This window comes from Pedobacter sp. MC2016-15 (assembly GCF_026239695.1).
Classification (GTDB): domain Bacteria; phylum Bacteroidota; class Bacteroidia; order Sphingobacteriales; family Sphingobacteriaceae; genus Pedobacter.
This window is the reverse complement of the sequence record NZ_JAPIVS010000001.1, coordinates 1-22,429: the sequence shown is the minus strand read 5'-3', so window position 1 is coordinate 22,429 and position 22,429 is coordinate 1. Positions and strand designations below refer to the sequence as shown.

Sequence of the window (22,429 nt, the reverse complement as noted above, 5' to 3'; positions counted from 1 at the left end):
GCGAAATACAAATTAGAAATAAGTTAGCTCTGGCTTGCTCAGATTTACGATGAGCACAAATGGTAATTTATGGAAGATCAAACACAACAAACAGAAATATCTGATGAGATGATTTTGGATCAGATCTATTATGTACGCGGACAGAAGGTGATGCTTGATAGTGATCTCGCCGCGCTTTACGAAGTAGATACCAAACAGCTGAAGAGACAGGTACGGAGAAATATTGAACGATTTCCTGAAGATTTCATGTTTGAACTGAGCCCCGAAGAGATAAAATTCTTAAGGTGCCAAATTGGCACCTTAAAGCAAGGGGAGCATTCAAAATATACAAGTATGGTATTTACCGAACAGGGAGTTGCAATGCTATCAAGTGTTCTGAACAGCAGTAAAGCCATAAAAGTCAATATTCAGATCATCAGAATATTCACACGTATGCGCGAAATGCTGAAAGATACCACAGAACTGAGGCTGGAAATCGAGAGAATCAAAAGCGATTTGAATCATCATGGCAAAAATATGGAAATCGTGTTCAGGTATCTTGATGAGCTGCTAGTCAAACAAGAAAACCCAAGTCCGCCGAGAAAGAGGATTGGTTTCAAACCCGATTTTTAGTTTATTCAAGATTGTATATACATTCTCTCCTAAATTTGGTGATAACATTGCCCGGTATAGGCGATTGCTGGCGGCGCAGATAAATTTGATGTTTGTAGAAACATTAAAATCATACAAAATGAAAAGATTATTTCTACAGACAGCGCTAATGATTGCTACAGCAATAGCATTTAGCAGCTGCGACGATGACGACAAAGATTACACTCCGGAAACTCCCAATCAGGTTGAAGTGATACGTGCCGAAGGTGAGATTGATGCCATTAACGCAAAATTGTCCGCATTCCGCGAGATCGCAGGGAACCCGGTAAATGCTACCCTTGGTGCCAAAGGTGGCCGCCGCGAAATCAACTGGGATGGCGTTCCAGCTAACCTCACCAACGTAAACACCTTCCCGGCCGACTTCTTCAACCCTACTGACCCTGCTATTCCTGAAGCAAGGAAAAGAGGATTGCTCTACACTCCCGCTACCGCAGCATTGAGGGTGAGCGACAATAATTTCGCTGATATCGATCCTTCGTATGCGAACGAATTCAAAGCTTTTAGTCCGGCAAAATTGTTCAGTGCAAGCGGCACAGTAACCACTGATTTTAAATTCCAGGTGCCCGGAACAAACCAGGATGCTTATGTAAGTTCATTTGGAATCATCTTCTCTGATGTTGATGATGCCAATGCGACGATCGTAAAAGTTTATGAAGGCAATGATTTAATTGCCGAAGTGAAGGCGACAGCCGCAGACAAAAAGTTCTCCTTTGTGGGCATAACTGCGAAAAACCGCAAGATCACGCGTGTGCAGGTGAAGGCCGGAAACACCGTACTGGCTGCAGGTGCCCTAGATGGTGGCGACAAAGATGTTGTAGTGATGGATGACTTCATCTACAGTGAGCCAATAGCACTAAAATAAAAAAAATGGGCTTCCAGTTTGTTTGGAAGCCCTTTCCTATTGATGCGCTTTTAACCACTCCAGCCTGCGCTGATCAGCCAGGTGTGTAACTTTAAAGTTCTCAAATTTGGCTTCAAAACCCTTACCATCCGGACTTGCAGCCATCAGTCCTACCATCACGGGTGCGTTATCCTGCAAAGGAGCGTTACGAACCATGATATAATTTTTATCATCCAGGGAATAAAAGAACTCCACAGCATCCAGACGGCGCACAGCTTTGATCCAGATAAATGGAGGAACTTTATCCAGGGGCAATACACTCCAATCGCTTTTTTCATGGGTCACTACTGTGCTGACATTGAATTTCCCATCCACAAACTCAACACCTGCTTTGATATAGTTTTTGTGATCAGTACGTATCATCAATCCCATCTGATCAAAACGAGCTTCATAAGCACCAGTGATTTTAACTTTTGCTTCGAATTCTCCGCCATAGGTTGCGTAATAAAATGGTGCATCATCCACGGTAAAGCCATAATGTGATATCCGCCAGTAATCACTAGCCGGCGTAACCTGCATCACCAGGCTGTTGTTTTTGATCTGCCACTGTGTGGGCTCGTTAAACCACTGCATTTTATCCAGGCTTTGCGCATTGAGATTATTCAGGCCAAAAAATAGCGCGATACTGAGAAGGAGTTTTTTCATCATTTATTGTTTAAGATTCTGATCGTTTAGTAAGTTCGCAAAGCTATTGATGGCTCAGGCCAAATCAAATGGTCATTAATAACCATATCATTTTACTTATGCGGGATTTACTTGATATCAAACTATTCTCACAGCCTTTCGGAACAGGTTTGGACTCCAGCTCTCTACTGCCTCATAGCAAAAACATCGCTGAGTTATATGCCAGAATAGAAAATGGTATCAGCGTGCTCAGCGATCTGAAATCGAGAAAAAGTTATATTTATCATGGTGCTCTTGCTGAACAGATTGGCTTGTCCGACGAACATTCAGAGATAGAATCGATATGGGAAGATGAGCTGCTGTCCAGGATCAATCATGAAGACCTGCAAAATAAATACAGACTGGAGCTTCAGTTTTTTCAACTGCTCAATGCTCTTGAAGCTGAGGATCGAAAGGATTATCAGGCGATCACCAAATTAAGAGTGCGGAATACCGAAGGCAAGATTTTACTGGTCAAGCACCGTCTATTGTATATCGGGAGTTCGACTGATGGCAGTATCTGGCTTGCGCTGTGTCTGTACAACAGGATTTATGATAACCCGGATTACCAGATACCGCAAAGCATGATTGTCAATACCCGAACGGGGAAAGTCATTGATGACAGCCATACCAGATTTACCGATCTGCTCTCGCCCCGTGAAAAAGAAGTGCTGACGCTGATTAAACATGGAAGAAGAAGCAAAGAGATTGCTGTCCAACTGGAGCTGAGTATCAATACCGTTAACAGGCACCGTCAGAATATATTTCAGAAATTAAACGTCAGCAACGCAATTGAGGCCTGTAAGGTCGCAGAAAATACGGGACTGTTATCCCTCTAAATCCCAAAGTTTAAAACAAAAAATCATTTGAGTTGTCATCCATTCCTAAAACCTACTTATGGACAGCATCAATCAAAATCAAACAGAAGAGAACCACAAAAACCTTGACAGCGCAGCTGCTGTAAAGAAAATCAAAGAACTGGTAGATATCGCAAAAACCTGTTTCCTGTGCACAAAACCATCTGCGGGAGATTCAAATGGTACGCGCCCAATGAATGTACAGGAAGTAGATGAGCAGGGAACTTTATGGTTCCTGATCGCAAATGATAGTCACACTTATCAGGATATCAGCGCAAACTCCGGAGTGAAATTATACTTCCAGGGCTCCTCTCACTCCGACTTCTTATTCCTTGAAGGAACTGCGATCCTCTCAGCAGATAAAGCAAAGATCAAAGACCTTTGGAACCCTATCATGAAAACATGGTTTACTGAGGGCGAAGACGATCCGAGAATTGCAGTTTTAAAAATATCGTCAGAAACAGGTTACTACTGGGACAATAAACATGGAAACGTTGTTGCAGGGATAAAAACCGTCATCGGTGCAGCCATCGGCAAAACACTTGATGATTCTATTGAAGGTGATATCAATGTATAATAAAATTTCTTATATTAGTATAACGACTGATTAAGACTCTGTAGCTCAGCTGGTAGAGCAATACACTCTTAATGTATGGGTCCTGAGTTCGAACCTCAGCGGGGTCATAAAACCTTGCCAACGCTTCTAAAAAATTTAGAAGCGTTTTTTATATCAAATTATATCTCAGTCCTCAGACAGTTTTTCAATAGCTAATGACACATCTGAGAGAAAATTGATACGTTGTCCACGATTGCTCTCACGAATGAAATCCCTGAGGCTTCCGCCAGAGTATTTTTCAAAATCGCCAACAATCGCGAGCCGCATTTTATAATTTGAATATTTCTGCAATATTTCGCCAGCAAGTCCAGTCTTCAGATCAAAAAAACTGGGCGAGATATTTTTTTCATGAAGAATAACCTTATCACAGTCCTGATAGTAAACGTCTACCACTATCTGCAATCCTTCCTCCGCAGTGCTCATAATGATATCATCAGCTATCACTTCAGCGATTTGAGTTCCTTCTTTTTCAAGTATATTTATCTTCATTACCTCTTTTTGAAGTATTAAAGTTATATATTTTTTTCAGGATAAACCCCTTCAACATATTGAGCAATGAAAGCTTTCCTCGTCATGATATGTAAATACGGGTAATCACCAGACAACTGTCTGCGTTGCTTCAGCTGATAAACAAAGTGCCCTCCAAGATCAACTACGATAGGATTTTTTGCCTGATACCACACCCTGTGCGGATGTTTCCAGCAAAAGGAATAATAGTAAGACGTAAGCGGAAGCTTCCTCAGCTCGGGATGATGAAAATTTAACCTGCGCGGACTCCCCTGCAGAAAATCCGCTTTCCTGATCATCGAAAGATGGTCCGTATGGCAAAACTCATAATTCAGAATCCTTGGATCATCCACATCCGGCAGATTCTTTAAAACCCGGAAGCCTTTGAACTTTTTCCCGTTGAGAATCCAGATCAGCTTGGGATAAAAGCTCTCCCTGCTTTGCATCTCCTCCAGGCAGATCGGAGAATTCTGAAACTCCAGCGTAGTCCCGCATGGCGTGTGCACATCTGCACGGTGAAGCTCGCCAGCAGTAAGATCAGAAAAGCTCACCTCTCTAAATGCCGGCGGAAATGCCGCTTTCCAGTCGCGGTGCCAATCCGATTCCCCAAAATGATTTCTCAACGCCATATTTTAAAAGCCACAGCAATTTAGCAGCCCTCAAATTTATACTAATATTTTTAGTGGCGCAATACTTTGAAAATATTCTAAATGAAATGCTATTGATATATCTCCTGTTCTGAGACGCTGTAGTATATTTTTAATGGCGCAATATTTCGAAAAACTTCTAAATGAATGCTATTGCTATAACTCCTGTTCTGAGACGCTGGACTAATAATTTTAGTGACGCAATATTTTGAAAAGTTTCTAAATGAAATGCTATTGAAATAACTACCGTTCTGAGAGACTGGACTAATAATTTTAGTGACGCAACATTTTGAAAAGATTCTAAAACAACTGCTATTGATATAACTTCTGTTCTGAGACGCTAAAATAACTACTTCTTTTGCTCTTCCCTGTATCTTTTTTAACTACAGGCTTCTCACCAATCCTTGTTTCAGTTCTTCGGTAGACCTCCAGGTTTTGAGTCAGCTGATCAACCTTTCGCCATTTCAGAAAGTCAAAACTAAAATCCCTAGCCTCCTTTACAATAGCTTTCAACTTTGCAGCCGGGATCTTCCCTACAAGACTTTCAGGATGAACCCCTGCACGGTACAGCGCTTCATTTTTGATAATATTTCCTACACCGCTAAAGATCTTTTGATCAAGCAGCACGTCGCCAATTTGTTTTTTGGGCAAATCTTTCAGCTTCCCCAGCGCCTTTGCAACATCCCATTCATCACTCATCACATCTGCCGAAAAATCATAATGATCTTCCAGCGCCCCCTCAATACGTTCTATAGTGCAGACATAAAAGTAAACATCATCATTATTGAAGTGCAGCGCTAATTTTGGATTCACCTTCTTGGGCTCATGAAACTGATAACTGCCAAAGAGGCCAAAGTGAATCCTGATCGTAAAGTCGTTAAAGCAGATAAAGAAATGTTTGCCCCAGGACTTAAAATCCAGGATCTTCTTGTGAGACAAAGCTTCCATATCAATTTCAGCATAACCGGAAGCTTCCGAAACAATCTTATGTTTCAGGTAGTCCATTTTTTCCTTGAGAATAACGATTGGAGGTCCTTCGGGCATAGTTTTTTAAGCCAGAACAGATAAAAGCAGACAAAGTTTTTGAGGCTGCTTGTTTTCAAAGTAACCTCCTGTAAAACCAGAAAAAGAATTTCCTATATCTTAATGTGAAAGCTAAATTATCAGTTAGATTTGCTTTTTCTAACCAATTCTGCATGAAAATCCTTTTGCCCTTCATCGTAATCAGCCTCCTGTTTCCATTAACTGTAGCTGCGAATAACCCGGCCGACAGCCTGTTGCAGGTACTCAAAACGGAAATCAGCAGAAAGGAAAGGTACGACCGCAAGATGGAAGCCCGGATATCAGGATTAAGAACCGCTTACCGCCAGTCAAAACTACAAAACCTAAACAGTCAGTATCAGGCAACTCTGCATCTTTTTGATATCTTCCGTGATTACCAATTTGATTCCACATATCATTACGTACAACATTTGATAGTACTCAGTACACAAATGCGCGATGAGAAGAAACTCGCAGAGAACAGGCTCAGGATGGGAATGACACTCATCACTGCGGGCATGTTTAAGGAAACATTCGACTGCCTGAGGGAGATCCGCCCTGCCCTGCTGGATAGCAGCACCAAAAAATCGTACTACATCTTATACTCATGGGCGTACTCCGATCTCGCAAAATACAATGGCGACCGTATCTATGCGCCCCAGGATATGCGCAGGAAATACCTCTATCTGGATTCTGCTATAGCCCTGTGTACCCCCGGATCCTTTGAACGCGCCATTCTTGAGGCGCAACAGGAACCAAAACCAGGCCGCCACCCCATCAATTACTTCCTGAAGCTGAGCAAGATGAAGCTTTCCCTCCATGAGGAGGCCATGGTGGCAACAGGCCTCAGCACTTATCGTCAAGGTCCCGAGAAAATCCGCCTATTAGCTACAGCAGCGATAAATGATGTGCGCAGCTCCACCTATCGTGCACTCGCCCTACTCAGTCTTGGCACTGCATTATACGATCAGAGGAAAATTGAAGATGGATATTTCTTCCTGCAGCAGGCACTACAGCAGGCCAATAAATTTGGCAGCAGGCTGCAGCGTTATCAGGTGATCCATATGTTGTCTACGGTAGCTGCGACAAAAGAGAAGCTTGCAGCAGAAGAAAGACAGCGTTTTCTTATCTACCTAGCCTCCGTCGTTGTTTTTGCAGTCATCACCAGCCTGATCGGGTTTATCATCTTTGTGCAGTTTAAAAAAGTGAGGTCCGACGAACGTACCATCAGGGCCACCAACCAGATACTCGCTGTAAAAAACCAAAAACTCTGGGAAGACGGACGCATCAAAGAAGAGTATATCGGCTATTTCTTCAGCGAATTATCGCGATATATCATCAAACTAGACAAATTCAAAAACAACGCCCAGCGCAAAGCCAAATCCGGCAGTGTAGAGGAACTCCTGCGGCTGCTCGAGCAGGTAGATATCCCTTCAGAAAGACATGAATTTTTTGCAACGTTCGACAGGATATTCCTGAAATTATTCCCTGATTTTGTCGATGCTGTTAACGTCATGTTCGCCCCCGAAGACCAGATCAAACCTAAAAAGAAAGGATCCCTTACAGCGCAACTGAGGATCTTTGCACTCATGCGGCTTGGCATCAATAAAAATGAAACCATCGCCGGAATTCTTCAATATACGGTAAACACAGTTTACACCTATCGTTTCAGGGCAAAATCCAAGGCTTTGGTATCGGCAGAGGACTTCGAGCAACGTATCATGGGTATTCAGGTGGTCGCAGATTAAGCAAACACACCTGGATTTTTCAGAACACAACAAAGCACAACTATCTATAAAACAAAGGCTTATAAATATCAAAACTTAGATTTTAATTCCACATACCGTAATACCCTTGTAAGTTTCTTCGCAACGGACTTACTTGCATTTGCTAGAGCACACATCTGCTTTAACCAAATATTACTGTATGAAAAGAAAACTTTTACCGCAACTGAGTACCATTATTTTCGTAATGCTCTGCTCTCTTACAGTGCTGGCCCAGGAAAGAAAAATCAGCGGCAGAGTAACCAGTACTGCAAACCAGCAAGCCCTTCCGGGCGTCAGCATCACCGCAACCGGAACAAAGGCAGGCACACTCACAGACGCCAGCGGACAATATACCATCAGCGTTCCGGCGGATGCCAAAAACCTAACCTTTACGTTTATTGGCTACACCTCCAGAACCCTCAACCTGCCTGAAGGAAATGAATTCAATATCTCACTAACCCAGGCAGAAAACGATCTTCAGGAAGTAGTTGTAGTGAGCGTAGGTTACGGCACCCTGGATAAACGTGAAGTTTCCAGCGCCATTACCCATGTTTCGGGCAAGGATCTGCTCCCAGTCTCAGCAAATAACCCACTGATGTCACTGCAGGGCAAAGTTGCCGGACTAACCATTACGAATACTGCCAGCGGCGATCCCAATTCAAGTCCGGCATTACAGCTCCGCGGTGCTTCCTCGCGTAATGCAGGTTTAGGACCGCTGTACGTCGTGAACGGTGTCCCGGGAGGAAATATCGACAACATCAATCAGAACGATATCGAAAGCATCGATGTACTCAAAGGGGGGGCAGCTTCAGCCATCTACGGTACCCGCGGAAGTAATGGCGTGATCATTATCACCACCAAAAAAGGCAGCTCCCAGTCGCGCATGTTCTACGATGGATACGCCAGCTTCGACTATGCCAACAACCGTCTGGAAAACTTATCTCCAGAAGAATTCATCGCCAACCGCGTCAATAATAACCAGGGACAGGATTATGGTGCCCGTACCGACTGGACTAAAGCGGTAACAAAATCACCGGCATTCAGCCAGAAACATACCATCCAGCTCTCCGGAGGCTCTGGCAAGACCAATTACTTTGCTTCGGCCGACTACCGGGATGCAGATGGGATCGATCTTCGTGCTCACAAAAAGGAGTATGGCGCAAGAGTCAGCATCAGCCATACGACCGACAATGATATGTTTGTAGCAACGCTGAATGTAGCGCCCCGTTACATGAATACCAGCAACGCCGATCAGAGCAATTTCAATAATGGGCTAACACTGAATCCCACTTATCCCATTTATAATGAGCAAGGTAAGTACAACTACCTCAACACCGGCTTCTTCTCCAATAACCCAGTAGAGAACGGCAATGTGATCAAATCAGAAGGAGATATCAAGGAAATGGATATCAACGCTTCCCTGAAGGCAAACCTGCTGAAGAACCTCAGCTCCACTGTCACACTTTCCCAGATCAGCAGATCTGCCCGGGGTATGGATTTTAGTCCCTCGACCTTGTCGTCCATTGTCCATGCCAACAGGACCAACCAAACCAACTACGCCAGACAGAACCAGGAAGAAAACGACCAGAAGAACCTGGAATGGACCGGTAACTACAACCTGAACCTCAATCAGCATCATTTCAAGGTACTTGGTGGGTATTCCTTCTCTGCCTATAACTACAAGCAGTTTTCTGCACAGAATTACGACTTTCCCTTTGACACCTACTTATGGAATAATCTCGGTTCGGGGCTCTACAATGGTGGAGCTGCCGGACAGGGACAATCTGCCGTAGGCTCAACTCAAAATAGCTCCAGACTGATCGCGTTTTTCGGACGTTTAAACTACGATTTCAATAACCGCTATATCCTCACCGCCAGTCTGCGTCATGAGGGATCTTCCAAGTTCGGCCCCAACAACAAATGGGGTAACTTCCCTGCAGTATCCGCAGCATGGCGGGTTTCTGAGGAAGATTTTATCAAGAAAGATATTCCCTGGATCAATGAACTCAAATTCCGCGCAGACTATGGCGTAACCGGAAACCAGGATTTCGGGAATTACCTGTCGCTCCTGCTTTACGGCGGTGCCGGATATTTCCCGTTCAACGGCGTGCAGTACCAGGTGTATGGTCCGTCTTCCAACATCAACCCTAACCTCAGCTGGGAGAAGTCGGTCAACTTTAATGCAGGAATAGATTTTACACTGTTCGACAGCAGGCTGAGCGGATCGGTGGATTATTATATCCGTACCAATAAAGACCTGCTGGGCTATTACAATGTCCCTCTCCCACCAAACCCGCAATCGCAGACCTTCACCAATGTAGGCACCATGCGCAATAACGGTGTGGAGGTTACTTTAAATGGCAGCCTGATAAAAACAAAGGATTTCAGCTATAACGCCAGTGTCGCAGTAGCTTTCAATAACAATAAGTTTATCTCCTTCTCCAATTCCCTCTTCCAGGGAGCAGTATTTCAGGATGTTGCAGGACTGCCGGCTCCGGGATCACCGGGTACCATACAGCGTATTGAAGAAGGCCATCGGATTGGTGAGTTTTACACCCTTCGCTCTGCAGGTGTAAATGAAAGCGGTGCACTGCTGGTTTACAAAAAAGATGGCAGCATTGTCCCTGCTAATGAGGCCTCGAATGACGATAAGCAGTATGTAGGCAATGGATTACCAAAAGTTGTGGGATCACTGAACAATAGTTTCTCGTATAAACGTTTCGACCTAAACATCTTCCTCAGGGGATCTTTTGGCTATAAAATCTTTAACACCCCTGCCTTTTACCTCGGCACACCTTCATCACAGTCGGACGCCAATGTGTTAAAGTCTGCTTACGACAGCAAAAGTAAATACTCCAAACTCACCAATCCTGCTACCACCTCCATTGCTTCAGATTATTTCCTGGAATCAGGATCATTCCTGAAGATCGACAACGTTTCTCTGGGATATACACAACCTTTAAAAAGCAAATACCTCAAATCCGTGCGGGTATATTCTGCGGCAAGGAACATCCATACGTTTACCAAATACACTGGCGGAGATCCCGACCAGATTCAGGTGAACGGACTCACACCGGGAATAAGGACCGACGGGGATGGCAACGGAACCCTGAGTTATTACCCCTCTACAATGCAATTGATATTTGGCTTACAGGCAACATTTTAACATCAACACATGAAAAACTATAAATTATATATCAGCACGCTGCTGCTTTCTGCATTCTCCATTGGCGGCTGTACCAAACTTGATGAGCAGGTGTACGACAAAGTGGATGCGGCAGGCTTCCTTACCCGCAGGGATGATGTAATCCGCGCATTTCTGCGTCCCTTTGAACATGGCTACTGGAGCATCCAGGGCAATGAGCTCTATGGAGTAAACGAAAACAGTGCCGATCAGGTGGGCACGTTTAACCGTCAGGGCGACTGGCAAAACGGGGGCTACTATCAGCGTATGCACTACCATACCTGGACGCCAACAGATGGCTTTACCACTGGCGTGTGGACCAACTTCTACCAGGGAATTGTACTTGCTACCAACTCATTACAGGATCTCGAAGGGATATCAGAGCCCAGCAAACTGGGGGTAACGCCCGAAGAACTCACGGATTTCAAATCAGAACTCCGCACCATCAGAGCATGGTTTTACCTGAGAGCCTTCGATTTCTACCGTAACATCGAGATCATCACCGATGTAAAGAACTCCACACAAGGCAAACCACAGTCGCCCCCACAGGAAACCTTCGCCTTCATCGAGAAAGAACTGCTGGAAGCGATTCCGGGACTGCCTATCAGGGACCAACTCAGCAATCAGGGTATCGGCCGCTGGACAAAAGCAGGTGCAGCCTCTTTACTGGCAAGGTTGTACCTGAATGCCAAAGTTTATACAGGCACAGATAAGTCGGTAGAATGTGAAGCCGTATGCCGGGATATCATCAGTGGTAAGTATGGAAATTATGCCCTGGATAACCGATGGGACGCCCCTTTTGATTATACAAATGTGCTCGGTCCCTCGGAGGTCATCTACGGATTTCCGGGAACGCTGGCACGTACACACTGGCAGTATGATGGCGGCATGTACTTCAACGCATTAACTTATGACGCTGCACCACTGTACTGTGGCTTTACAGATTTCGGTCAGGCCAACCCTAAGTACGCCATGCAACCCGGCCGCGATGTAGATAGCGTGGAATACAGCTTCACACTGGGAAAACCATTTGTAAAATTCCAGCGCTACCCGGACGACCTCCGTCTAAAGAAATACAAAAACCTCGGTAACAGTACCCGCGAAGGGATGTTCCTGTATGGCTACCTCCCTTTTACCCGCAGCACCAACGGTGTAAGTCGCCCGGATACAGTGCGTGGAAATAAAGGTCCTTACCCCCTGTTTATCCGTGATCAGGTAGGCCTTTTCCTGGGCACAAAACCCGGCACGAAGATCTCAGACAAAGAATCCAACATGAACCATGCAGATCATAACTCGGGAGTGTTCTTCGTCAAATATCCCCTGTACCCAACACCTGACCCCAACAGAATTACTTCGGCCTATGCAGAAGTGCGGCTGTCAGAAATTTACTATACACTTGCAGAATGTCTGTACCGCAGGGGCGATAAAGCTGGTGCTGCGGGCCTCCTCAACCAGGTGCGCAAACGTAATTTCCCTGCAGGCACAACGAGCCTGTATCTTGCCGACGGCAGTCAGCTGACGGATCAGGAGATGCTCGATGAATGGGGAAGGGAATTTTTTGGCGAAGGTCGCCGCAGGACAGACCTCATCCGCTGGGGCGTATTCAATACAGGCACCTGGTGGGATAAAAAACCTGATGCCGACAAGCATACCGAGATCTTCCCTATTGGCAGGGATATCCTCAATGTGAACCCGCAGCTGAAACAAAATCCCGGCTATTAGTGTAATTTTCCGGGGCTATATTTTTTGTACTTCTAAACCTAAAACGATATATTAGCTAAGTACAACACAACAAAATTAACCAAATATAGCCCATGGCAGAAAACACGTATGACGCAATAGTTATCGGATCAGGTATCAGCGGCGGCTGGGCAGCAAAGGAACTTACCGAAAAAGGTCTGAAAACCCTGATGCTGGAACGCGGCAGAAACTATGAACATATCAAAGATTACAAGTATGGTACCCGTATGCCCTGGCAGTTTGAGCATCGCGGCAGCACCACCAAAGAACAGCAGAAGAATTATCCCGTAATCCATCGCGGATGGGCGGCCAATGAAGCGGTGATGGACTGCTGGACAAATGAGCAGGACAGCCCCTATACAGAGGTTAAACCTTTCACCTGGTGGCGCAGTTATCAGCTTGGTGGCAGATCTACCCTATGGGGACGACAAAGCTACCGCTGGAGCGACTTTGATTTTGAAGCCAATGCAAAAGAAGGATGGGCGATCGACTGGCCCATCCGTTATAAAGATATTTCACACTGGTATGACTACGTAGAGAAATTTGCAGGCATCAGCGGCGCCAAGGACGGACTTGCACATCTGCCCGACGGCCATTTCCTGCCGCCTGTAAGCTTAAACATCGTAGAAAAGGATGTCGCTGCCAGACTTAAAAAACATTACAAAGACCAGCGGCACCTGATCAACGGCCGTGTAGCTAACTTAACCGAAGCTATTCCGGGACGTACCCGATGCCAGTTCCGCGACCGCTGCTGGGAAGGTTGTCCCTTCGGAGGGTACTTCAGTACGCAGTCGTCTACCTTACCGGCAGCTGTAAACACCGGCAACCTTACCGTGAGACCATGGAGCATTGTTACTCGCATTCTCTACGATAAAAACACGAAAAAGGCTACGGGTGTAGAAATCCTGGATGCAGAAACCAACCAGACTTACGAGTACCACGCAAAGATCATCTTCGTCAATGCCTCTGCACTTAATTCTGCATGGGTGCTGATGAACTCCGCAACGGATGTGTGGGAAGGCGGCTTAGGCAGCAGCAGTGGCGAACTGGGTCATAACATCATGGACCATCATTATAACATAGGTGCTTCGGGCAGTATTGAAGGTTACGACGATCATTTTATCTACGGACGCCGCCCTACTGGCTTTTACATCCCCCGCTTTACCAATCTCTACGGCGATAAGCAGGACTTTACCCGTGGCTTTGGTTATCAGGGTGGTGCCAGCAGAGATGGCTGGAGCAGGGATATTGCAGAGCTGAATATCGGTGGCGACTTTAAAGATGCGCTAAGCCAGCCAGGCAGCTGGAATATTGGCATGACAGGTTTTGGAGAGATCCTTCCCTACCACGAAAACAAAATTACCCTGGACGGCAAGAGGAAAGACAAATGGGGTTTACCAATTTTGTCGATGGATGCAGAACTGAAAGACAACGAGATAAAAATGCGTGCTGCCATCGTAAGTGAGGCGGCCAATATGCTGGATGTAGCAGGTGTTAAAAATATCCGCACCCATGATAGCGGTCATGCGATGGGACATGGTATCCATGAGATGGGTACCGCCCGGATGGGTCATGATCCAAAAACATCGGTTCTGAACCAGCACAATCAGGTTTGGGATGCACTGAATGTTTTTGTTACTGACGGAGCCTGCATGACTTCCTCAGCCTGTGTCAATCCATCTCTCACCTATATGGCCCTCACTGCCAGAGCATGCGATTACGCCGTTAATGAATTAAAAAAAGGTAACCTATAAGTATTGATCATGGACAGAAGAACAGCAATATCCAGGGTAGCGATCCTATTAGGAAGCACCATTATTGGCGGAGATCTATTTATCAGCGGATGTAAGAGTGAGCCCGGAAAGGTAAATCAGACGGTACTTGATGACTCCCAGATCAGTTATTTAAATGAAGTTGGGGAAACTATCCTTCCTAAAACTGCAGCCTCTGAGGGTGCCAAAGCAGCAAATGTGGGCTTGTTTATGAAAACGATGGTGCGCGACTGCTATTCAGCAGAAGAACAGGAAATATTCTTCAAAGGCTTAAATGAGTTAGAAGAAGCTTCGAAAAAAATGAATGGAAAGGGATTTCTGAAATCCAGCGCAGAGGAAAGAAAGAAACTCCTTAGCAGTCTGGATGCAGAGGTCAGAGAAGTGAAGAAAAAGAATGATCTGCTGAAACAAAAAGAGGCAGAGCGTCAGAAAACGGCTCAGGCAAGTGGCAAACCCAACTACCTCAAGAAATCACCGCCAGCGTCATATTTTGCGATGATCAAGCAGTTGACATTACTCGGCTATTTCACTTCAGAAATAGGTTACAAGAATTTGGGCTACGTGCCTGTACCGGGGCGTTACGATGGTAATGTTACCTCGCGTATATAAAAGATTCCAGGGCTTCGCAGTTGAAGCCCTGGGTATCCAATAATTCACATATCAGCTCCGGCTGCAAGTGTGTGCTTACCACCCTGAGGATATTGTCGCAGTCGTCCAGGTCAAAATTATGTTCTTTGATCAGTGGCATATTGTTCAGCAGGGGCTGCAGTTGCTGCGCTTCCTTCTTTGTCGCTACGCTGGTCTTAAATATAATCAAATGCATGTTCCTGTTTTTTAGTTGTTATCAAAATTTGGCCTCCTGGGTCCGCACATTTTTTCTTTCATCCGCTCTTTAAATTCATGACGCTCATCGGGGGTCATGTTTTTAAACCGCTCTACCATGTGTCGTTTCCCCCAGGCTCCCCCGCCCCCGCCTTTCCCGAAGCCAAAAAGGATCTTGCATAAGATAAAGATTCCCATGGCCTGCCAGAAAGTTATGGTTTTAACATTCATGATCTCCGGCAGTAAGTTATTCCAGAGCAGCATCACCACGTAGCTTACCAGAGCCAGCAGTGCGGCAATGCCGAAAGGAATGAAAAAATATTTTTTTCTGTTTCTATTAAATTGAGATTTCATTTGTGTGTGTATTAATATTCAACGATTTCTGTATACAGCTGCTTTAACCGCTTCCGAAGATGGACCACAGCATATCGCTTTCGGGATACCAGGGTATTGAACTTCACGCCGGTCCTCTCCGAGATCTCTTCGAACGACTGATCTTCGAGTTCCTGCCAGATAAATACCTGCTTCTGTTCTTCCGGAAGTTCATCCAAAGCAATTGCCAGCTGCTCCCAGAAAAGATTACGCAGGTATTCTGTTTCAGGCGTCCCTGCTTCGATCATGAGCATGCTGATCAGATCTGTAGAATCTTCATCGTGTTCTACTTTGTAAAGATCTTCGAGCAGGCTCTCCCCGTGTTTCTTGTGTTTGTCCAGAATCTTGTTCTTCGCCACCCTGTACAGCCATGCACTGGTTTGTTCGATGGGCTGGGCATTGATCACATTGCTGAACTGGTACCATACATCCTGCAATATATCTTCTGCGTCTGCCTCGCTTTTCACCTGCTTACGTATAAAACCCATTAAGCTTTTGCCATATGCTTTTATGGTTTCTAAGATGTAGCTGTTCTGGTCTTTGGGCATGTATGCGGCTTTCAAAATATGCGCTGTTTATATAGAAGACGACTGTGGCAGGGAAACATTTTAATATATTTTATATTTTTTTTAATTCAGTAGATTTACAGAATGGAAAACGAACGCAGCAATCCCTACACGCAATTTAACGAAGAAATTCTTGAAAACTGGAAAACTAATGGTGTAAAATATATCAAACTTGTGGAGCTGGATGCTGATCTGGCGATTAAGTTTTTTGAACTGATACCAGATTCAGAGATCCCTGATTCTGATGAAACCATCTATCCTATCGAATCTGAGGATATTACTGAGCTTCTTGAGCCTGTTGCAACGGTTAAATTCCTGGTGCATGATATTTATCTTGAGGAAGAAGAGTAAGGCTTAAGGATGCCTTCTGAATGGCTTCGAGGCAATAACGCAATAAAAACGGGTTAATAGCGGATCTCTAGTGGTCCTTTAAGGGTCGGGGGGTATACAAGCCCCGCTTCAGCACCGCTTGTGGACCGCCTGAGCACCGCCTGCGGTCAGCCACTGGACCCTTGTTAATCGGTCATTGGGTCGAAGGCATCCTTAACGCTTCCCCTAGCCTTTAGGTACCGTCTATTTTTATCATTTGCAGAGCATAAGATCGTTGCATTTGTGGCGTTATCATAAAAATGAGTGATAGCTCTATTTAAAAAAAACATATATGTCAACTGATAATTTAAAAAGCGCGGCATCCTGGATCGGGAAATTGGATTTAAAGCCTCATCCTGAGGGTGGGTATTACAGTGAACTGTACAGATCTAAACTTGAAGTAACGAGGGTATCTTCTACCCTTGCGGGAAATTACAATGCTTTTACGTCTATTTACTATCTGCTTGAAGGAAATGACTTCTCCAGTTTCCACCGGCTGTCCTCAGATGAGATCTGGTATTTCCATAAAGGGGTCCCTCTGCTGATCCATATGATCGATGATGAAGGTAATTACAGCAGTCAGGAATTGTCTGATGAGATTTCAGGTACGCTGCAGTTTATGGTGCCTGCAGGGGTTTGGTTTGCTGCAGGAATACCTTCAGGCCAGGATTTCGCTCTTGTCAGCTGCGCTGTAGCTCCGGGTTTTGAGTTTTCGGAGTTTGAAATGGCGGTTCGTGATGAGATGATAGATAATTATCCGCAGCACGCAGAAATTCTCACAAAATTTTGTCGGAATGCCTAACGAATTGATCTATATGGATATTAGTGGGGTTTCCAACATAGAAACAGCTGTAGCCTAAAGAATATTTGTTATTTATTTTCAGAATTAATTGCAACTTAATATTTAATTTCTATCTTTGCACCTCCTTAAACAAGAGGAATTGATTCCGTAGCTCAGCTGGTAGAGCATTACACTTTTAATGTAGTGGTCCTGGGTTCGAATCCCAGCGGGATCACAAGAAAGCCTCAGAGAAATCTGAGGCTTTTTGCGTTTACGGAATTGCCAAAATTCGTATCAATCCGCAAGACTTTGGTAAGTGATTCGGTGAGTTAGGCAAGAAGTTTACACTTAACTCACCGAATGAAGTATAATTAGATATTGAACAGATTTTTATAAATTAAACATCTTGTTTATTTTAAGAAACAAAGCTATGTTTGTTTACAGTTTTATTTTCAATAATAAGTTTAGTAGTGTCAAATGTTATGTATTTGAAGCAATTCATTTTTTTGGATATCTCTATATATGATTAAAGCTAACGGTTTGGGGCTTTTGCGAATTTTTGATTTTACTTAAAATACGATTAGCCACAGCACTTAACTTAACAAAGTTCTAAACTCGCGTTGTGCTTGTCGCCCAAAAATTTGCAAAACCGCTGTTAGATGGAGTATTTTTGAGCAATTAGTCTAATTACTTCCATCGGATTGTCGTTTAAACCTAAGGAAATGTTTTCATTGATACTTGTTCGATTTTGCAAAATTCTACCAAAATCAAGTTCCTCATCAAATTCTCCAAGGTAATCTGGGTCTACTTCTCCAACGATATTATCTTCAATAAAGTTTTCGAAGTTATAAGGAAAGATATGTGAAAAATCTAAATCATCTGTCGACCATATTTGATTTTCCTTAAATTTATTAGCTTTTCGTTTAAAATTAGTAGTCAGATTTATCCTATATATGTTAAAATTCTTCCTCCTAATTTGTGCTGTCCAAAATTCTTTAGAGCCAGGGCTTGAATGATATTTATCTGATAGTATTTTATAATTTAACTCTTCTACTAAAATCTTAAACAAATAAGTTAAGTGTCCTCGTCTCTCAAGTTTTGAGTACGTCCAAACAATCTCAAAGTAATTTATTTTGTGATAATTGGTAATATTTCCGTGTATAAGAGAAACCAAATCTCTTTGGCTTCTGTCTATTAATTTAAGTGTTAATCCGTCATTAGAAATTTTAATACTTTCAAACGCTCTTGAGGAGACTGTTGTAGGATCGTAATCTCTGAAAATTTTATTTGCATATAGTTGATGCAAATAATCATAGTCTAAGTCTTCAGGGCTTTTTATGATAGGCACGTGCGTTGATTGGGGAGTTAAATATTGCAGCTAATATTTTGAAAATTTGTGTAGAAATGGCATTGCTTGCAGAAGCATTATCGAACAGCATTAAATTGAATAATGACTAATGACTTACCATGAACCACTGTCAACCATCTTTGCATAAATTTGCTGTTAGCAATAGAATTTATGTCATGTAGTTCATCCATTTACTTGATTGGTCAAAGAAATTGTAACCATTATCTGAATTACTTTCAAGATGTCCAATAAAACTGTTATTCAAGTTAAATATTACAAAACCATTCATATTGTGGGTAACTCCAAATTTAATTAGTTCGTTACTTTGATTAAATATCAAAAGAATATTATCCTGTAAAATTGCAAAATCAGTTAATTCATTATTTAGGTTAAAGTAATAGAATCCACTAAAATTTAAATTGAAGATAGGATTAATTGTTTTATTATAAATTGGATTTAATAACCGATTGTATACCGGGTTTATAGTCCTATTATAAATCAAATTGATTGTTCGATTGTATATAGGATTTATTGTTCGATTGTATATAGGATTGATTGTCCTATTGTATATTGGATTAATCGTTCTATTGTATATAGGATTGATTGTCCTATTGTATATTGGATTAATTGTTCTATTGTATATTGGATTAATTGTCCTGTTATATACTGGATTCTTATTGTTTAATATTCTCATAATTTCAACCTTGTAAAATTCTCTCAATGAGTCTGTCCAATGGCAAACAAACCGCATAACCTGAATTAAAAAAATCTTGTCTTGAAATACTAGATTCGTGCTTGTTTTTCCATTCTGTAATAAAAGGTACAAATCTGGAAACAACTCCAACTATTTTAATGTTTCTTTCAACATCTATTTGGACAATTGGTCCACCACTTACTCCGTAGTATGCAACAGAGTCAACTACAAAAGTGTGGTTCCCTATGTTTTTACCTGCAATAATTCCTGTTCTGAGCAAAGGTCTATCAACATCATAAAAATCGTCTACTGTCAAAGAAGATGGGAAGCCCACTAAAAAAATATTTGCTCCTATCAAAATCGACTCAAAGTTGCTAGTATCCTCAATGGAAGCTATCGAAATATCTGTGCCAGCATTTTCGATTTCATAATTAAATTGTATGTCTAGTTTTATAACCACGACATCTAAATCGTCAAAAGTTAAAACATTTTCAGTTGAAAGGTTTATTTTCGCACTATAACCTTCAGTTTCGTCGCCAAAGTAATTTCTTGATTTTATCCATAAGTCCGATAGCAAAACGTTTTTATTATATACCACATGTTTTGCGGTAATAATATAATCGCACCCGTTATGATTTATTCTAAATCCTGAACCCGACGAATCTCCGAAGTCAACACTTAGAAAAGTCGAAACGCTGAAATTTTCTATTGTTATAGGCATTTTTCTAATATCACGGCTGACTCTAAAATATACAAAATTCCCCCATAAAGCTTAATCTGATACTCTAAAAATAGCATTTTCTATTTTATATTTTGAGTACACTTTCAATATTAATAAACGTTTATACACGGATGATACACTGTAAAATTAAGAGAAGATAGAGCGTGTATGAATAATTTATTTTTTACTAAAATATAAATTAACTTTTAATCTCCAATATGGGAAACCGTAAACAACATAAATCATTTCCTGAAACTGCACACTTTTGTTTTCGTGGGGTTAAATAAATAAAATTCAATAAAAATATGCATTTTAACAATTCATATTGCAAACCGCCCATGAACAGGTTTTATATTGCACTAATTGCCTCTAGGTCTGCTTGTGCGACACCTACGACTTTAACCTATCCGATGTTTTTTGTTGTTGGTTCCACTTTTTTGGTTTTTTAATTTTTCCGGCCTGTTTACTACCTATCGGCGGAAGCTATTTTTGGCTTTTTGTTAAGTACCCTCGCCTGATTATGCAGTGCTTACAGGCAAGGCTTTTGAAAAAAAATACAACCCGAGGATCCGCCGAGGTGTAGAGATTTTTTTTTCAAAACATATTGGCTACATGGCGTAGAAACTGGCAATTATCCACGTCACCTGAACCGTTTGATGTTTTTAATCGAAAATTTTTATTGTGCACAATTTGCCGAATCGTGTACATAACCTATTCCGATGGAAATGAATTCCAGTGACTGATGCCTGATATCTGTTCCCTCTTGAATCCATAGAAATTACGGTTGAAGATTATATAAACCAGGCTTTGGTGGAAGCCAATCGTAATACCGTTAGAGGAATATTTTCGAAATAAAAGGCAAATATGAAAACTATATTATGTAAACTTCAGGTCATTAGTGCTGCGTAATTCAAAACATTTTGTTGACGAATTGACTAAAATTGGCGATGTTTATGAAATACTGGACAAGAAGCAATAATGGATAAATCTAATGATCACAATTCTTAACGAAGTGATATAAAACTATACTCCTGCTCACATTTTAATAAAACTTCAACTTAACGAATTATATTATTTCTGTTAAAATCGTATATTGTTAAAATTGAAATTGAAGCTAAATTCTAACGACATAAATGGAGTTAAAAGGAAAAACAGTATTTATAGATACGTCGGTATTTGTTGGAAACAATTTCCTTCATGGCACCGTTATTAAAACTTTCTTAAACACAGATTTCAAGGAAGACTTTAATATTGTGCTCACTCAAATCACCGTGAACGAGATCAAGACAAATTTTAAGCGTTGGGCCGAACGTGCCATTGAAAAGCACAATCAATTGATTAATGGAAAATTAAAAGACGAGCATAATAAAAATATTAGTGTCGATGTGTTAAAAAACGTTGAAGAGTCGGCTGTTCTTATCCAGCGTATGCCCAAGCTAAATGTATTGTGTAAAAGTTTTGGTGATAATTTAGATAAAATGCTGGTTGCGGTTGGAGCAAAGATTTTAGATTATCCAGTGTTGGATACTAAAAATGTATTCGATGCTTACTTCAAAGGAACCCCGCCCTTCGGTCCCGCTAATAAAAAAAGTGAATTTCCTGATGCTATTGCTTTGGCCCAAATTGAGAGGTATGCCGCTGAGATTGGAGAGAATATCCTAGTATTCTCAAATGACGGTGATTTCTTCAAGGTGAAAAGTGAATATATTACCCCAATTAAGGAATATAGGACATATATTGACGAACTTCTTGGAGAAAAACGACGCAAAGAAAAACTTAATCAATTAATTGACTTTAAACGTCCAGAAATTGAAAAATATGCTTTGAAGTGGATTGAAGAAGAGCTTTATGACGAAAGTATCTATATCGATATTGTGAATTATTTAGACATATATAGTATTGATATACATTCTACAGAGATTCTATCAATCGACACTAAAATAGTTGGTGGTGATAAAGAAACCTTTGAAGTTAGAGCTGATGTAGAAATTGGGATAGATGTTAAAGTCGGAGTTGATGATGAGGATTCGGGAATATATGACAGTGAAGACAAGGTGATGCTTTTTCGCGAACAAACTTATATTAGTGTTACACAAACTATAAATATTCCTATACTTTTAAGTTTCTATATTGTTGATGCAGAAGACTTCGATAATGATATCGAAATAATTGAGTATAATAATGGGAAGGGGCTTGAATTAGAGAAACCCCGATGGTACTAAATGATTGTTATAAAATATAGTTTGAGCCTGTGAGGATTTTTGTGTAAATGGCCAACCATATTATAATCAAAGTCGACATCTATTTTCAAATATTATGTTGAATTGGTTAACGATCATGCCCCAATCCCTGATTGGCATCACCCACTTTTTTTGGATATTCATTACGGAAAGGTGTAACCCCTCCTAAAA

The 22,429-nt window shown here is 42.1% G+C and carries 21 protein-coding genes and 2 tRNA genes; 14 read left to right on the top strand and 9 right to left on the bottom strand.

What is annotated here, in order from left to right:
• The first annotated feature begins 69 nt into the window (after positions 1-69).
• Together OQY15_RS00115 and OQY15_RS00110 are read left to right on the top strand one after the other, a co-directional pair.
• Positions 70-612, top strand: coding sequence for an ORF6N domain-containing protein (locus tag OQY15_RS00115; protein WP_265786316.1), 543 nt, complete (start codon positions 70-72; stop codon positions 610-612).
• A 118-nt stretch (positions 613-730) separates the two neighbouring features.
• On the top strand, positions 731-1,513 hold the full coding sequence (locus tag OQY15_RS00110) for a hypothetical protein (RefSeq protein WP_265786315.1): 783 nt from the start codon (positions 731-733) through the stop codon (positions 1,511-1,513).
• A 36-nt stretch (positions 1,514-1,549) separates the two neighbouring features.
• On the opposite strand, the gene OQY15_RS00105 is transcribed toward OQY15_RS00110, so the two are convergent.
• Positions 1,550-2,200: a DUF1349 domain-containing protein gene (locus OQY15_RS00105; protein WP_265786314.1), complete on the bottom strand. Its 651-nt coding sequence runs from the start codon at positions 2,198-2,200 to the stop codon at positions 1,550-1,552.
• Between the two features lie 95 nt (positions 2,201-2,295).
• Here OQY15_RS00105 and OQY15_RS00100 point away from each other — a divergent pair, with 95 nt between their 5' ends.
• From OQY15_RS00100 to OQY15_RS00090, 3 genes are all read left to right on the top strand, one after another.
• A complete protein-coding gene (locus tag OQY15_RS00100; RefSeq protein WP_265786313.1) occupies positions 2,296-3,054 on the top strand; it encodes a LuxR C-terminal-related transcriptional regulator in 759 nt (252 codons plus the stop codon).
• A 58-nt stretch (positions 3,055-3,112) separates the two neighbouring features.
• Positions 3,113-3,649, top strand: a complete 537-nt coding sequence (locus OQY15_RS00095) for a pyridoxamine 5'-phosphate oxidase family protein (protein ID WP_265786312.1) — start codon at positions 3,113-3,115, stop codon at positions 3,647-3,649.
• Positions 3,650-3,683: 34 nt separating this feature from the next.
• A tRNA-Lys gene (locus OQY15_RS00090) sits at positions 3,684-3,756 on the top strand.
• 58 nt (positions 3,757-3,814) lie between these two features.
• Here the strand turns inward: OQY15_RS00090 and OQY15_RS00085 are convergent.
• The 3 genes from OQY15_RS00085 to OQY15_RS00075 form a co-directional block, all read right to left on the bottom strand.
• Positions 3,815-4,177 (bottom strand): DUF4180 domain-containing protein, encoded by a 363-nt coding sequence (locus OQY15_RS00085; protein ID WP_265786311.1) that lies wholly within the window; start codon positions 4,175-4,177, stop codon positions 3,815-3,817.
• A 23-nt stretch (positions 4,178-4,200) separates the two neighbouring features.
• Entirely contained in the window at positions 4,201-4,824 is a 624-nt protein-coding gene (locus OQY15_RS00080) for a competence protein (protein WP_265786310.1), read from the bottom strand.
• Positions 4,825-5,154: 330 nt separating this feature from the next.
• On the bottom strand, positions 5,155-5,886 hold the full coding sequence (locus OQY15_RS00075) for an endonuclease (protein WP_265786309.1): 732 nt from the start codon (positions 5,884-5,886) through the stop codon (positions 5,155-5,157).
• A gap of 152 nt (positions 5,887-6,038) precedes the next feature.
• Here OQY15_RS00075 and OQY15_RS00070 point away from each other — a divergent pair, with 152 nt between their 5' ends.
• The 5 genes from OQY15_RS00070 (at position 6,039) to OQY15_RS00050 (ending at position 14,954) form a co-directional block, all read left to right on the top strand.
• Positions 6,039-7,631: a DUF6377 domain-containing protein gene (locus OQY15_RS00070; RefSeq protein WP_265786308.1), complete on the top strand. Its 1,593-nt coding sequence runs from the start codon at positions 6,039-6,041 to the stop codon at positions 7,629-7,631.
• Positions 7,632-7,809: 178 nt separating this feature from the next.
• Positions 7,810-10,815 (top strand): SusC/RagA family TonB-linked outer membrane protein, encoded by a 3,006-nt coding sequence (locus OQY15_RS00065; RefSeq protein WP_265786307.1) that lies wholly within the window; start codon positions 7,810-7,812, stop codon positions 10,813-10,815.
• Positions 10,816-10,824: 9 nt separating this feature from the next.
• A complete protein-coding gene (locus OQY15_RS00060; protein WP_265786306.1) occupies positions 10,825-12,555 on the top strand; it encodes a RagB/SusD family nutrient uptake outer membrane protein in 1,731 nt (576 codons plus the stop codon).
• Between the two features lie 92 nt (positions 12,556-12,647).
• The gene (locus OQY15_RS00055; RefSeq protein ID WP_265786305.1) at positions 12,648-14,327 is read left to right on the top strand and encodes a GMC family oxidoreductase; all 1,680 of its coding nucleotides are present in this window, start codon (positions 12,648-12,650) and stop codon (positions 14,325-14,327) included.
• A 9-nt stretch (positions 14,328-14,336) separates the two neighbouring features.
• Positions 14,337-14,954 carry a gluconate 2-dehydrogenase subunit 3 family protein gene (locus OQY15_RS00050; protein WP_265786304.1) on the top strand — a complete coding sequence of 206 codons (618 nt, stop codon included), beginning with the start codon at positions 14,337-14,339 and terminating at the stop codon, positions 14,952-14,954.
• Here OQY15_RS00050 and OQY15_RS00045 read toward each other — a convergent pair.
• From OQY15_RS00045 to OQY15_RS00035, 3 genes are read right to left on the bottom strand one after another with little or no spacing between them, the layout of a single operon-like run.
• Positions 14,938-15,168: a hypothetical protein gene (locus OQY15_RS00045; RefSeq protein ID WP_265786303.1), complete on the bottom strand. Its 231-nt coding sequence runs from the start codon at positions 15,166-15,168 to the stop codon at positions 14,938-14,940. The two genes, OQY15_RS00050 and OQY15_RS00045, sit on opposite strands and share 17 nt — an antisense overlap.
• 11 nt (positions 15,169-15,179) lie before the next feature.
• Positions 15,180-15,521, bottom strand: coding sequence for a hypothetical protein (locus tag OQY15_RS00040; protein WP_265786302.1), 342 nt, complete (start codon positions 15,519-15,521; stop codon positions 15,180-15,182).
• Positions 15,522-15,532: 11 nt separating this feature from the next.
• On the bottom strand, positions 15,533-16,102 hold the full coding sequence (locus OQY15_RS00035) for an RNA polymerase sigma factor (protein ID WP_265786301.1): 570 nt from the start codon (positions 16,100-16,102) through the stop codon (positions 15,533-15,535).
• Between the two features lie 87 nt (positions 16,103-16,189).
• Here OQY15_RS00035 and OQY15_RS00030 point away from each other — a divergent pair, with 87 nt between their 5' ends.
• The 3 genes from OQY15_RS00030 to OQY15_RS00020 all read left to right on the top strand — a co-directional run bounded on the left by OQY15_RS00030 (position 16,190) and on the right by OQY15_RS00020 (position 17,490).
• Positions 16,190-16,456 (top strand): hypothetical protein, encoded by a 267-nt coding sequence (locus tag OQY15_RS00030; protein WP_265786300.1) that lies wholly within the window; start codon positions 16,190-16,192, stop codon positions 16,454-16,456.
• 310 nt (positions 16,457-16,766) lie between these two features.
• Positions 16,767-17,276 carry a cupin domain-containing protein gene (locus OQY15_RS00025; protein WP_265786299.1) on the top strand — a complete coding sequence of 170 codons (510 nt, stop codon included), beginning with the start codon at positions 16,767-16,769 and terminating at the stop codon, positions 17,274-17,276.
• Between the two features lie 141 nt (positions 17,277-17,417).
• Positions 17,418-17,490 (top strand) — tRNA-Lys (locus tag OQY15_RS00020).
• A gap of 420 nt (positions 17,491-17,910) precedes the next feature.
• Here the strand turns inward: OQY15_RS00020 and OQY15_RS00015 are convergent.
• Together OQY15_RS00015 and OQY15_RS00010 are read right to left on the bottom strand one after the other, a co-directional pair.
• Entirely contained in the window at positions 17,911-18,603 is a 693-nt protein-coding gene (locus OQY15_RS00015) for a hypothetical protein (protein WP_265786298.1), read from the bottom strand.
• A 698-nt stretch (positions 18,604-19,301) separates the two neighbouring features.
• Positions 19,302-20,018, bottom strand: a complete 717-nt coding sequence (locus OQY15_RS00010) for a serine protease (RefSeq protein WP_265786297.1) — start codon at positions 20,016-20,018, stop codon at positions 19,302-19,304.
• 1,133 nt (positions 20,019-21,151) lie between these two features.
• On the opposite strand from OQY15_RS00010, the gene OQY15_RS00005 reads away from it, so the two are divergent.
• Positions 21,152-22,240 (top strand): PIN domain-containing protein, encoded by a 1,089-nt coding sequence (locus OQY15_RS00005; protein ID WP_265786296.1) that lies wholly within the window; start codon positions 21,152-21,154, stop codon positions 22,238-22,240.
• The last annotated feature ends 189 nt before the right edge of the window (positions 22,241-22,429 follow it).

What these genes read in the sequence shown, in the direction of transcription:
- OQY15_RS00095 (WP_265786312.1), top strand. Translation starts at nt 3,113, where the DNA reads ATGGACAGCATCAATCAAAATCAAACAGAAGAGAACCACAAAAACCTT.
- OQY15_RS00050 (WP_265786304.1), top strand. Translation starts at nt 14,337, where the DNA reads ATGGACAGAAGAACAGCAATATCCAGGGTAGCGATCCTATTAGGAAGC.
- OQY15_RS00105 (WP_265786314.1), bottom strand. Translation starts at nt 2,200, where the DNA reads ATGATGAAAAAACTCCTTCTCAGTATCGCGCTATTTTTTGGCCTGAAT.
- OQY15_RS00045 (WP_265786303.1), bottom strand. Translation starts at nt 15,168, where the DNA reads ATGCATTTGATTATATTTAAGACCAGCGTAGCGACAAAGAAGGAAGCG.
- OQY15_RS00070 (WP_265786308.1), top strand. Translation starts at nt 6,039, where the DNA reads ATGAAAATCCTTTTGCCCTTCATCGTAATCAGCCTCCTGTTTCCATTA.
- OQY15_RS00010 (WP_265786297.1), bottom strand. Translation starts at nt 20,018, where the DNA reads ATGCCTATAACAATAGAAAATTTCAGCGTTTCGACTTTTCTAAGTGTT.
- OQY15_RS00085 (WP_265786311.1), bottom strand. Translation starts at nt 4,177, where the DNA reads ATGAAGATAAATATACTTGAAAAAGAAGGAACTCAAATCGCTGAAGTG.
- OQY15_RS00030 (WP_265786300.1), top strand. Translation starts at nt 16,190, where the DNA reads ATGGAAAACGAACGCAGCAATCCCTACACGCAATTTAACGAAGAAATT.
- OQY15_RS00065 (WP_265786307.1), top strand. Translation starts at nt 7,810, where the DNA reads ATGAAAAGAAAACTTTTACCGCAACTGAGTACCATTATTTTCGTAATG.
- OQY15_RS00100 (WP_265786313.1), top strand. Translation starts at nt 2,296, where the DNA reads ATGCGGGATTTACTTGATATCAAACTATTCTCACAGCCTTTCGGAACA.
- OQY15_RS00110 (WP_265786315.1), top strand. Translation starts at nt 731, where the DNA reads ATGAAAAGATTATTTCTACAGACAGCGCTAATGATTGCTACAGCAATA.
- OQY15_RS00060 (WP_265786306.1), top strand. Translation starts at nt 10,825, where the DNA reads ATGAAAAACTATAAATTATATATCAGCACGCTGCTGCTTTCTGCATTC.
- OQY15_RS00055 (WP_265786305.1), top strand. Translation starts at nt 12,648, where the DNA reads ATGGCAGAAAACACGTATGACGCAATAGTTATCGGATCAGGTATCAGC.
- OQY15_RS00005 (WP_265786296.1), top strand. Translation starts at nt 21,152, where the DNA reads ATGGAGTTAAAAGGAAAAACAGTATTTATAGATACGTCGGTATTTGTT.
- OQY15_RS00080 (WP_265786310.1), bottom strand. Translation starts at nt 4,824, where the DNA reads ATGGCGTTGAGAAATCATTTTGGGGAATCGGATTGGCACCGCGACTGG.
- OQY15_RS00075 (WP_265786309.1), bottom strand. Translation starts at nt 5,886, where the DNA reads ATGCCCGAAGGACCTCCAATCGTTATTCTCAAGGAAAAAATGGACTAC.
- OQY15_RS00025 (WP_265786299.1), top strand. Translation starts at nt 16,767, where the DNA reads ATGTCAACTGATAATTTAAAAAGCGCGGCATCCTGGATCGGGAAATTG.
- OQY15_RS00115 (WP_265786316.1), top strand. Translation starts at nt 70, where the DNA reads ATGGAAGATCAAACACAACAAACAGAAATATCTGATGAGATGATTTTG.
- OQY15_RS00040 (WP_265786302.1), bottom strand. Translation starts at nt 15,521, where the DNA reads ATGAAATCTCAATTTAATAGAAACAGAAAAAAATATTTTTTCATTCCT.